General features: G+C 28.7%; 8 protein-coding genes. 5 read left to right on the forward strand and 3 right to left on the reverse strand.

Annotated elements, in window-relative coordinates; genetic code table 11:
- Positions 1-6: 6 nt before the first annotated feature.
- Positions 7-2,154, reverse strand: coding sequence for a methyl-accepting chemotaxis protein (locus BB_RS02995; protein ID WP_002658100.1), 2,148 nt, complete (start codon positions 2,152-2,154; stop codon positions 7-9).
- Between the two features lie 268 nt (positions 2,155-2,422).
- Here BB_RS02995 and BB_RS03000 point away from each other — a divergent pair, with 268 nt between their 5' ends.
- Positions 2,423-4,630 carry a methyl-accepting chemotaxis protein gene (locus BB_RS03000; RefSeq protein WP_002665216.1) on the forward strand — a complete coding sequence of 736 codons (2,208 nt, stop codon included), beginning with the start codon at positions 2,423-2,425 and terminating at the stop codon, positions 4,628-4,630.
- Between the two features lie 9 nt (positions 4,631-4,639).
- Here the strand turns inward: BB_RS03000 and murB are convergent, their stop codons facing one another.
- Positions 4,640-5,548 carry a UDP-N-acetylmuramate dehydrogenase gene (gene murB, locus BB_RS03005; protein ID WP_010889775.1) on the reverse strand — a complete coding sequence of 303 codons (909 nt, stop codon included), beginning with the start codon at positions 5,546-5,548 and terminating at the stop codon, positions 4,640-4,642.
- A 51-nt stretch (positions 5,549-5,599) separates the two neighbouring features.
- Here murB and BB_RS03010 point away from each other — a divergent pair, with 51 nt between their 5' ends.
- The 4 genes from BB_RS03010 to BB_RS03025 are packed head-to-tail and all read left to right on the forward strand — an operon-like array spanning position 5,600 to position 10,633.
- Positions 5,600-7,042, forward strand: coding sequence for a cysteine--tRNA ligase (locus BB_RS03010; RefSeq protein ID WP_002662611.1), 1,443 nt, complete (start codon positions 5,600-5,602; stop codon positions 7,040-7,042).
- Positions 7,043-7,045: 3 nt separating this feature from the next.
- Positions 7,046-8,602 carry an IPT/TIG domain-containing protein gene (locus BB_RS03015; RefSeq protein ID WP_010889776.1) on the forward strand — a complete coding sequence of 519 codons (1,557 nt, stop codon included), beginning with the start codon at positions 7,046-7,048 and terminating at the stop codon, positions 8,600-8,602.
- On the forward strand, positions 8,602-9,855 hold the full coding sequence (gene glyA / locus BB_RS03020) for a serine hydroxymethyltransferase (protein WP_002656965.1): 1,254 nt from the start codon (positions 8,602-8,604) through the stop codon (positions 9,853-9,855). Before BB_RS03015 ends, glyA begins: the two co-directional genes overlap by 1 nt.
- Before the next feature lie 25 nt (positions 9,856-9,880).
- Positions 9,881-10,633, forward strand: coding sequence for a J domain-containing protein (locus BB_RS03025; protein ID WP_002656803.1), 753 nt, complete (start codon positions 9,881-9,883; stop codon positions 10,631-10,633).
- A 53-nt stretch (positions 10,634-10,686) separates the two neighbouring features.
- Here BB_RS03025 and BB_RS03030 read toward each other — a convergent pair whose 3' ends face one another.
- The gene (locus tag BB_RS03030) at positions 10,687-12,543 is read right to left on the reverse strand and encodes an integrin-binding adhesin P66 (protein ID WP_002656762.1); all 1,857 of its coding nucleotides are present in this window, start codon (positions 12,541-12,543) and stop codon (positions 10,687-10,689) included.
- Positions 12,544-12,581 lie beyond the last annotated feature (38 nt).

The following is a 12,581-nucleotide window of genomic DNA, read 5'->3' on the forward strand; positions in this document are numbered from 1 at the left end:
TCTAGTTTATTTGGTTTTAAATTGATTTATACTTTCGCTAATCCCAGAAATATGGCTTGAGTTTGTAGTTCCTAAAACTTTAATACGCTCAATTGCTTCTACTAGCGTATTAATCTCTTCTTTTAAACCTTTCATTGAGTTTGAGACCGTAATATTAATTTCTCCTAACAGTTTGATAGTGCTAATGATTTCTTTATTGCCTCTAAACATATCATTTGAACCAATTTTTACTTCATATGTTATTTCCCGCATTGTATTTAAAGCCTTTAAAATTTCTTGGCTACCTATTGATTGCTCTTGCATTGTATGATTTATTTCTTCTATTACTTGAACAACTAAATTGATTGAATCGAATATTTGATTGAAAGCTTTATTTGTTAATTCAGAGGTGTTTACGGTTTTGGTTATTGAATCCATTATTTCGTTAATTGATGAAGCAACAGATTCTGATTGTGATGTTACTTGTTCTGCTAGGTCTTTTATTTCTTCTGCAACAATTGCAAATCCTTTTCCGGCTTCACCAGCATGAGATGCTTCAATTGCAGCGTTCATTGAGAGTAGGTTGGTTTGACTTGCTATAGATGAAATTAAAGAGTTTGCTTCTTGTAATCTTGTTGAGTTTTTAAAAATCTCTTTAATTTGAGTAATAACTTCTTCTTGTTTTTTTCGCCCATCATCAGAGAACCTTTTTAGTTCTTCTGTGCTTTTTGCAGCTTTTTGAGTTATTTCTGTTATTGATTGTATTCCTCCTATCATTTCTTCTATAGCCGATGAGGACTGTTCAACGCTTGCGGCTTGAGTTTCAATTGAATTGTCAAGAGATGAAATATTTTTTGATAGGCTTTCAATTATATTTGTTGTATTAGAGATGAATTCTACCTGCTTTTCTACTTCTTCTTGTGTTTTTTCTATGTATTGATTTGAATTTTTTATTGTATTATGTGTTTTATTTATCTCGCTGAATAAATGGTCTCCATTTTCTTTAAGCAGCTTTACTCGTTCTTGCAGTGAATTAATTACATTTTTTAGATTTTCAATAAAATGACCAAAAAGATTTATTGTTGAGCTTATTGAATCTTTGCCTTTTGATTCGATTTTAAATGTTAAGTCACCGTTTTTAACTTTTGGAATGACAACATTGAGTTTATCTATTTTTGATATTATTAAAGTTTTTATGGTTGATATCATTATTAATATAAAAATTATTACTAAGATAAATATAATGGAAAGCGAAACCAATCTCATATTTTTAAATTCTTTTGAAAATATGTTGTTATAATCTATTTTTATTCCTAAGTACCAATTGGATGTTGTGATCCTTGCTAAGGAGATTATTTCATTTGAATTGCTTGTATTGTAATTTGCTTTTCCTTGAGATAATGTATTTAGTATTTCAGTTAATGTTTTTGGGTTAAATCCAAATATATGCTTTATGTTCTTTAAAATTTCATCTTTTCCTCCAAATGCATCACCACTACTGTTTATTATGTATACATTAAAGTATTTTGATGAGTTTTCGGTGCTTGCATTTTGTTCTAGCAATGAGTTTTCCAAAAGTAGTAAAAGATATTCTTTTAGCTCAGCGATTTTTTCTGAAATGTCAGCATATAAAATAATATATCCAACATTAGATTTTTTTGAATCTGTTATTTTATATGCTATTGGAATGTAAAAATTGTTATTTATCTTTGCTAGACTGTTGTGAAGAATTGAAATTTGAAATGCAGTTAAAGCTTTGCCCAATAGCAATTCTTTTAAACTTATGTACTGACTGGTTCTTTTTTTTTCGCTTGATGCGATTATGTATCCATCTTTGTTTGTATACTCTATTATTTTAATAAAGGAGGGGAGTGTAATTAAAATCTTATCAGATACTAAGTGTTCTTCATTTTTATTATTTAGGATTGCAGACCGATAGTCGTACCTAGTCGTTAATATGCTTAAAGCTTTTATTATTTCTTTAGATTCATCAGAAAAGCTTTTAATCATTGCCTGGTTAATGAATTTTGTAAAGTCTTGAAGTTCTTTTGTTATGATTTTTTTATAGCCTTGATCTAGTAGCAAAAAGGTTGTTGCAATAATTATTATTGTATATGCCAGAATTATAAAATTGAATTTATAAAAAAGGTTGGAGTTAAGTTTCTTTCTTTTCACTAAGTCTCCTCAAAATTTTGTTTTTTCATAAAATTTTTAAAACATTAAATTTTTAGTATTCTACATGTTTTATTATATAATTATATATGCATGTAGCTAAATAATAAAATAATTATTTGCAAATATTTGAAGGATTTAATCTTTAAGATTTAGAAAGAAAAGTCTAATTTGCCAATTGTTATTAGTAATTATTTATATATGATTTATGAAGGTGAAAGTTTTGTTTTAAGATTTTAATCATACTAATATTTATGTTTGGAGAGCTTTTATGACAGATGAGAATTTAATTGATGTTAATCTGAAAAATACTAAACGATTTCTTTATCTAGTTTTATTTGGATTCCTTTTTTTAAATTTTTTATTCATAGGCTATGCTTATATGAATCATAAAAATGAATATTTGGATCGCTTTAAATTTGATTCTAAGTTGTTTTTAAACAGTGTGTCTGCTGTTATTAAAGCCAAATATTCGGAATCCTCTAGGTTTCTTGAGGAGCTTATAAGAGATAGCTATAGGTTTGGGATATTGGTGAATTCTTCAAAAAGCTTTCTTTTGTCTTCAAGTTTAAAATTAGGTGATAGTTTGGATGAAAATAGTGATTTGTTTTTAAGGTCAAGGGAATTTAACTCTATAGATAAAATTTTTAAAACTATTCCTTTAGCAGAAGATTCACTTGAAGGTATATTTTATATTCCTATAGGGAAAAATGTTTTAATATCAAATTCAAATTTTTCATCTTTAGGCTTAAAAGATGTTAGATTGGATCCAATTTATTCTGTTCCTGTAGAAAAAAATTCTAAGTATTATTCAAGATATATGCAAATAGATGGGAAAATTTATTCTATAATAAGTTTTCCAGTTAGAGATTCTGTTTCAACATTGGGTGTGATAGGGATTTTAATATGCTTTGATGAGTCGTTAGATATTATTGAAAATCAGTTGTATTCTTCTCTTAAATTTGGTAGTAAAAATTATAATTTTTTTATGCTTGACAGAAATTACATGCCCATTTTTTCAAACCTTAATAATCTTCAGGCCAAATCTTTTTCTACAGCTTATAGTGAGAATTTTTTGAGTAAAGTTATAGCTTATGCTAAAAAAGATTCTTCTAGCTCTCAGTACACTTTTAATTATGAAAGAGATTTTTATTCTTTAAACTTTGTAAAAACCGATGATTTTTTGACTCAGGGGCTTATTTTAAATGTCAATTCCATTCCTATTATGTTTAAATCAAATTGGGTTATATTTGTTGCATTTTTATTATTGTCTTTTGCAATTATTTTTTATTTATGCAATACTTTTGTTTTTTCATTAATTAATGATTTTAACAGAATTGTTGACTATCAAAAATCAAAAAGCGATCCTTTTAGTCTTGAATCTCCCTTAGAGGTTAAGTATTCTTCATCTATTATTTCTTATATTAGTTCAAAGCTAGATAATCTGTCTTCTAAGAGTAATGAATCTTTTGAGAAGATAAAATTTTATTCTGAAGATTTGAATGAATATTTGGAACAAATAGAAACTGCTATATCAAATACTGAGAGTATAGATTCTAGCATTTTAGTTTACGAACAACTAAGAGATACTTTTTCTAGATTTGAAAAATCAATTGTTGATATTTTAAAAGGCTTTGAATCTATTGCTGATCCGATTAATGATCACAATAAATATATATCAGAAATCTCTTCAAATTTTGAAGAGAGTGTTAGTTTTTTCTATAGTATAGATAAAAATTTAGAAATTTTTAATAAGGTTGCTACTATAAATTCTACTGATATTGAAAATATTAAAAGTAAGGTTTTTGATTTAAATATTGTTTTTGAAAATGTGAATAAAAATTTTGCAGATCTTTTGTCTCAAACAAATAGTTTGCAAAGTGTAAATAAACTTTTAGTTTCAATTTCAGCTCAGACCAATATGCTTGCTATGAATGCAGCAATTGAAGCAGCAAAAGCAGGTGATGCAGGTAAAAGTTTTGCAGTTGTTGCTGAGGAGATTAGAAAGCTTGCTATTAATTCTGGAAAATATTCTAAAACCATTAAAGATGAACTTAAAACGGTCGACAGCATTATTGCAGTAATTAATTCAGAGATTGATACAATTTATAAAAATTTCATAGACATTCAAGATAATGTGGACAACAATTTTTCAAGACACGAGAAAGTAGATCTTACTCTTGCTAAGCATTTTAAAGAAATTGGCGAGTTTAAAGAAAGGTATTTGTCTCACGATACTAAGATCAGAGATGCTAAGAATATGTATAAAGAAATATTTAATAATCATTATTTTATTAGTGGCAAGTTTAACAACTTTAGTCAAGATTTAAAAGAGTTTAAAGTTTCTAAGATGAATTTAGATGCGGTAAGTTCTCTTCAAGAATATTCATCTTTAGTAAAGTCTTCTAAGGATAAGATATTAAAGACAAAGGAATTGATTCAAAAGATTAATGATGAGATTAAAGATATTCTTTTTTAGTTTTTTTGATTATTTGAATCCTATGTAAAGAACTTCTTCTTCTAGTAAAAGTCCAGTTTTCAAGTAGACCTCAGCTTTTACTTTTTCAATTAAGCTTTTTATGTCTTTAGAAGTGGCATTGTTAATATTGATAATAAAGTTTCCATGATATTTAGATACTGTGGCGCCTCCAATGCTTAATCCTTTGAGCTTGCACTCTTCAATTATTTGTCCACTAGGCTTGAGAAATGCTTTATTGTTTTTAAAAGTGCTTCCACCACTTGGAAATAAATAATGACCTCTATTTATTCTTGCTTGTTTATTTTTATTCATTTTTTCTTCAATAATTTTCTTATTGTCTTTTTTTAAATTTAATTCAATTTTTAATATGAAAAAGTTTTTATTTTGAAAAGGCGATATTTTATACTTAAAGTCTTCTTTTTTAAATTCTTTGCAAATAGTTTTTCCTTTATCATCTATAAATGTAATTTTTTTTAGTATCTCAGAGATTTCATTCCCGAAACATCTAGCATTCATCCACACAGCGCCCCCTAGTGTTCCGGGTAGTCCATAGATAAATTCTAGGCCACTTAAGCTGTTATCAAGTGCAATTTTACATAAACTTTCAAAATCTGCACCACATTCGCCGACAATTTTATTTTCGTGAATTTCTATTTTGTTTAGATATCCGGTGTATATTATTGGAAAATCAATCTCTCTCTCGTCATTGACTAAAATATTTGATCCTCCCCCAAGAATAAATAGTTTAATTTTTTCTTCTATTGCTGCTTTAAAAATATTTTCAGCCTCTTTAATATTTTTAGGGGTGAGAAATAATTTCGAAATGTTTCCAATTTTATATGTTGTATAGTTAGCTAGATTTTTTGTTTGAGGCTTAATATTGATTTTTTTAAGAAAATTATTTAGGCTTTTAGGCATACGTACTTAATAATAAATTAGATTTTTTATTTTTTCAATTTTGAGAAATGTATGATTTTAAAGTTATATAATACTAGAACAAAGGATTTTTCAGAATTAACAAATTTTGAAAATGTTAAAGTGTATGCTTGCGGGCCTACTGTTTATAATTATGCTCACATCGGGAATTTTAGAACTTATATTTTTGGAGATTTGTTAATTAAAACTTTAAGGTTTTTGGGGTATAAAGTTAATTATGCGATGAATATTACAGATATTGGACATTTAACAGGTGATCTTGATGATGGAGAAGATAAGGTTGCTAAGACCGCAAGAGAGAAGGGCCTTACAGTTTATGAGATTAGTGAATTTTTCACAGAGGCTTTTTTTAACGATTGTAGAAAATTAAACATTGTATATCCCGACAAAGTTCTTGTTGCAAGTAAACATATTCCCATAATGATAGAGGTTGTTAAAATTCTTGAAGAAAAAAAAATTACTTATTTTTCTAATGGTAATGTGTATTTTGATACTTCTTGTTTTAAAAGCTATGGTGAGATGGCCGGCATTGATCTTATTGATAAAGATATGACTTTACCCAGAGTTGATGTTGATAAATTTAAAAGGAATAAAACCGATTTTGTTTTGTGGTTTACTAATTCTAAGTTTAAAGATCAGGAGATGAAATGGGATTCTCCTTGGGGATTTGGTTATCCAAGTTGGCATTTGGAGTGCGCTGCGATGAATTTGGAGTATTTCAAAGATGCTCTTGATATTCATTTGGGAGGAGTTGATCATATTGGAGTTCACCACATAAATGAAATAGCAATAGCAGAGTGTTTTTTGAATAAAAAATGGTGTGATGTCTTTGTTCATGGAGAATTTTTGATTATGGATTATAATAAGATGTCAAAGTCACGTGGAAATTTTATTACAGTTAAAGATTTAGAAGATCAAAATTTTTCCCCTCTTGATTTTAGATATTTATGTTTGACATCGCACTACAGGAACCAATTAAAATTTTCATTAGATAATCTTCAAGCAAGCAAGATTGCTAGAGAAAATTTGATAAACAAGCTAAGTTATTTTTATGAATCTTTAGATCCAGTTGATTTAAATACACTTAATAAGGATTTAAAAAATTTTGGTTTTAGTGTAGAAAAAGAATATTATGACTCTTTTGTAGAAAAAATTTCTTTTGATTTAAATGTTGCTCAAGGATTGGCTTTGCTTTGGGAGATAATTAAATCTGACAATCTAAGCTTTGTTTCAAAGCTTAGATTAGCTTTTATTTTTGATGAGATTATGTCACTTAATCTGAGAGAAGAAATTTTAAAAAATTTACAAAACCATGACGTAGTTATTGATGAGAATATGAAAGCTTTGATTGAAGAGAGAAGAATAGCTAAATGTGAAAAAAATTTTAAGCGTGCTGATGAAATCAGAGATTTTTTTGCCAAAAAAGGTTTTGTTTTGGTTGATACTAAGGAAGGAACTAAGGTTAAAAGAGGCTAACATTTGGCTATTTTTTTAAAAAACAAATATTTTTATTTAAGCCTGATTTTTATTATTTTTTTATTTTTATTTGTTTTTTCTGGATTTTTATTTTATTCAAAGCCAATTATTTATGATATATCTCCAATTCCCACTTCGCACAAGGATATTATTGTTATTAAAGGAAATAATTTGGGGTACAGTACAGGGGAGATTAATATCAACAATAATTATTTGGTTAAAAGTAGCATTATTAGCTGGAATAACACGGAAATAGTTTTTAAAATTACAGATGAAGTGAATTCTGGACTTATTTTTGTAAAAGGCGAAAGGGGCACTAGCAACGAACTTTTTCTTGTTATTAGTAGGCAAGTTCCTGTTAAGCTTAATAGGAAAAATATACCTTTTATTTTTTCAGAGGATAAAATAATTTTAAATGCAAATTCTTCAACTTTATTGCAGGGTATGAATTTGTTTTCACCTTTTAGTACTATTACAATTTTTCTTGAAACTAAGGATAAGCTTTATACAATTTTACCTCAAAATATTTTAAATGTTTCTGAGAATAGAGTGGAATTTGTTTCTCCTAAAACTTTAAATTCTAGTGGGAAGCTTTATGTTTTATTGGACAATATTCAAAGCAATAAAGTTCCGTTTTCTGTTAAAAATGATTTTTTTAAGTGGACTTTGAGCGATTTTAAAGAGTTTGTAATAATTGAAGAGATTTATTTTAGTCAAGATGTTAGTAGTAATTTTGATTCAAACCCCCAAGATATTAATTTTAATATCTTCTATTTAAGACCAATTGAGAATGAGCGTCAAAAAATTACAGAGCGCAATAGTGAGCATCTTGATTTTAATATTGATAATTTATTTTTTGAAAACCTGAAGACAAATAAATTTATTTTTAAGACTAGGGTAAAAACTTATAAACTTAATTTGGAATTTTTAGATGCGAAATATTTAGAAAGTATTGAAGTTAATAGAGATATTAACAATCAAGAGTACAAAAAGTATGTTCAAGACAAAAAAAAAGATTATTTATCTTACAGCTATGTTGATTTAATGTCTTTAGATTCTTTAATTTTATCTAAAACCTCTGGCAGTAATTCAGTTTATAAGTTAGCTAAAGCAATTATTGATGTTTTGACTTCAAATTTTAAAATTGTTGAGAATAATTTAAGTTTAAAGGATTCTATTGAAGAAAAAAAAATTTCATCTGGCAATTTAATAGTTCTTACTAATTTATTATTTTTAAAGTATGATATTCCGCTGAGAAATATAGTTGGGCTTTACTATGATTCTAATTCTCTTAAATTAAAAGAGCATTTTTGGTTTGAGTTTTTTTTAGCTGGGGTTGGTTTTGTATATTTTGATATAATAAATGCAGTATTATTTAAGGATAGCTCTAAGTATTTTTTGAATATATCTGATAACTATATTCAATATGGATGCAAAGAGGACTATGATAAAAATGAATTTTTTGATGGATATTTAGATTCTGGGTTTTTAAAGTATAAAAGCTTGACAAACGGATCGTATTCTTTAATGCATAGGTTTGTTTTGGAGGATAATTTTTAATGAGAGATGATCAAATATTTAATTTAATTGAAAAGGAAAAATTAAGAGAAAGAGAGCATATTGAACTTATTGCTTCTGAAAATTTTACATCTTTAGAGATAAGGCAGGCTGTTGGTAGTATTTTAACTAATAAGTATGCCGAAGGATATCCTTTGAATCGATACTACGGTGGTTGTTCTTTTATTGATGAGATTGAAACTCTGGCAATTTCGAGAGCAAAAGAGCTTTTTGGCGCAAAGTATGCCAATGTTCAACCTCATAGCGGATCTCAGGCCAATATGGCTGCCATAATGGCTCTTATTAGCCCGGGTGACAGGATTCTTGGTATGCAATTATCTCATGGAGGGCATTTAACTCACGGCAGCAGGGTAAATTTTTCTGGTATATTTTTTAACACTTATTTTTATGGTGTTTCTAGAGATTCTGAGCTAATTGATTATGATGAAGTTCTTAAAATAGCTAAAGATTGCAGGCCAAATTTAATAATAGCTGGAGCTTCTTCTTATTCAAGAGAAATTGATTTTAAAAAATTTAGAGAAATAGCAGATGATGTTTCTGCTTATCTTTTGTGTGATATTGCTCATATTGCAGGCCTTATTGTTGCCGGTTTTCATAATTCCTCAATTGATGTGGCGCATCTTACTACAAGTACTACGCATAAAACTTTAAGAGGGCCAAGAGGTGGAATAATACTTTCTGGAAAGGATTTTGACAAATTAGTAAACTTTAATGGAAAAGAGAAGCCTTTGTTTAATGCTGTAAATTCTACAGTTTTTCCTGGAACTCAAGGGGGTCCTTTAGTTCATGTTATTGCGGGTAAGGCTATTGCATTCAAAGAAGCTCTTCAAGAAAGTTTTAAAGAATACATTGCTAACGTAATAAAAAATACTAAAGTTATGGCTGAATATTTCAAATCGGAAGGATTTCGTATTGTTAGTGGGGGCACAGACAATCATTTGTTTTTGGTTGATCTTAGTAGTTCGGATCTCACCGGTGCTGATGCTGAGAAATTACTTGAGAGCGTAAATATTACTTTAAATAAAAATGCTATTCCTTTTGATAAAAAAAGCCCTTCTTTGGCTTCTGGTATTAGAATTGGGGGCGCTGCTATTACTTCTAGAGGCCTAAATGAAAGCGATTCTTTAAATGTTGCTAAATTTATTGTTAGAGCTTTAAAGGCAAAGTCTGATATTGAATTAAAACAAATAAAAAAGGAAGTTGTAAGATTTATTAGAGATTTTGACATGCCTTGATTACGCTGGAGGTTATGATCAATAAATGCCAAGCCCAATTAGAGTGTTTTTTTTAGTGTTGTTGTTTATTTTTATTTTTAATCCCGTTTTAATAGCAATGCTTTTTATTTTATTTCCTTTTATTTTGATATTATTTAGTTTTTTAGGTGTTTTTAGAATATACTTTACAAGGGATTACTCATATTCTAGATCTAGAGAGTTTGAATTTTATAAACTTTCTTTTTTATTAATGGCTAAATTGCTATCTATTTTAGGAACTGTAACTGGGGAGCAGCTAAATTATGTCAATTTTATTATCAATTCTTTGAATTTGTCTGAACGTGGTAAATCAGAATTGTATACCATTTTTCATTCTGCTATTACTAAAAATAATAATGCTGATAAAATTTTATATACCCTTAAGCTTGGTTATTTTCAGCACAAAGATCTTTTTATATGGCTTTTTGCCACTCTTAAAGAAATTAACAGGCTTTCTAGGTATAAAAATTTAGAAGCTGAAAAATTTATTTCTTATGTTGGTGTTTTTTTAGAACTTGAATCTGATGGTTATGAAGCTTATAAAGATATTAATATTAAAATTGTAAATCCTTATAGTGTTTTGGGGTTAACATATAGTGCTAGCGATGATGAGGTTAAAAAGGCGTATAAAAGCCTTGTTATAAAATATCATCCTGATAAGTTTGCAAATGATCCTGTAAGACAAAAAGATGCAAATGATAAATTTATAAAAATTCAAGATGCTTATGAAAAAATTTGCAAGGAAAGAAATATAAGGTAATCCTCAATTGTTTTTAAAGATAAAAAAGAAGGGCCAAAGCCCTTCTTTTGCTGTTAGCTTCCGCTGTAGGCTATTTTGAATTGCAAGAAAGCACTTCCAATAGCAGCATTATTTGTGTTTTTATTAGCAAGTTCTATAATGTTATTTGAATCCCATCCAAGAGAAATTGTTGTAAATCTTATTAGTTTTTCAAGGCTAAGTCCTGTTTTTAAATAAATTTTTGTAGCATCGCTTGAGAGTTTATTAGAAGGTCCTAAAATGTATGCTCCAATGTAAGGTACTACATATGCTTCTGTTGAAATGGATGCTATTGGAATTGCATAATCAAGATATAAGGCCAAGCCGAGTTTCATTGCATCTTCAAATGTCAGATTAGGGGTTGTGGTCTTTGTGCTTGTTGAACTTTGTTCAGTTTGATTGTTTTCAGTGGTGCTTGAAATTGTTGTAGGATAGTTTTCTACAGATTTTTGTCTTAAAATATCGTAAAGACCGATAGATGTTATCCATCCTAATCCATTTATAATCCCTTTTTTGTTGTCTTCATAGCTTGAAATTTCAACATTTAAGCTTTGAAATGCATTTTCAGATATGGTTTTTAATCTTTTTTCTGTATCTTTAGATCTGTAAAGGTTTTGTCCATAGCTTATTCCCAATGCAACTCCAGATTTTTTGTCTTGTTCTCCAAAGAGTCTTGTACTGTAGGAATCAGATCCTTTAATCGCCCAGGATTCTTTTTCACCGGTATCTTTATTCCAAGCAAAACCTATACTTGCTCCTGTTGAAAATGCAATGCCCAATTCTGTGTTTTTGCTGAAATTAAGAGCATTGCCATTTGGATCAAATATTTCAGCTTTTTTGTTAGGATCTGAGGGTGTTTCTTTTTTGAAATTCGCTGCTTTTGAGATGTGTCCAAATATAGAAAAATCGCTTGCAAAAGGATCTATTCCAAAATCAGTTCCCATTTGCAAAATAAGATAGGTATTTTTATCGTTTATTTTTGTTAATCCAAGCTTATATTTAGCTCCAAAAGATGCTAAAATTGCAGAATTTGATAAAGTTGGGCTCAATAAATCGTTGCCAACTACGGATTTATCTTTTAAAGAGTATGTTATTGATGAATTATTGAATGTCTCGTTTCCATAGGCTCCTGACAAGCCAAAATTTAATTCAAAAGGTGTTTCTGCAATTACAGATTTAGTATCTTCGTTTTGATCAAGTAGATTTTTTATTGGTTTCCATGTTGCTTGAATTCCATAAAGGATTCCTTGATATGTTTTATTGTATGGAGTGTCTTTGTCATTCTCTTGATTTCTGTTACCCGTGCCTGTTCCCCCTATTGCAAATGTAAGGTCGAGTTTTGGGAGTTTGTATCCCAGCTGAATTGTTCCTATGTTTTTAGAAGTACCTCTTGCAAGAATTGTCCCTCTTACTGCCCTATCATTGCTTGGGAATCCATAGTAAGTGCTTTTAAATCCAGTCATAGGTGCAAAACTAAATAAAGACTCTTTATTAAAGTCAAAATCTGTCATAGTACTTATTTTAATAAAAAAATCGTACATATTGATTTGGGCTGTAATATCTCCCACGTCAATTTTAAATTGATCGCCTTTTTTGCCTTCCGCTTTTAGTGCAAGATCTTCTACCTTAATGTAAGCTGAGAATGGATCGTCTTTGCCTAATTCGGGATTAGCTTCAAATGGTTTAAGCTTAATGGTAATTTTGCTTTTGTTTTCAAACCCAGGAACAAGCTCGTCCATATCTAATCTGAATTCACTTGTGTTTTCAAATCCAAATGTTGGCATCCATGGGTTTATTTTAAATATATCTTTTTCCTTTAATGCGTCTGCTGCAAATATTGCTGCAGATGTGGTTAAAAATATGATTAATTTATATAAAATATGGCTTTTCATAATTATACCTTCCTGTTGTAATTATAAACTTTTATTAG

This window comes from Borreliella burgdorferi B31, assembly GCF_000008685.2.
Classification (GTDB): Bacteria; Spirochaetota; Spirochaetia; order Borreliales; family Borreliaceae; genus Borreliella; species Borreliella burgdorferi.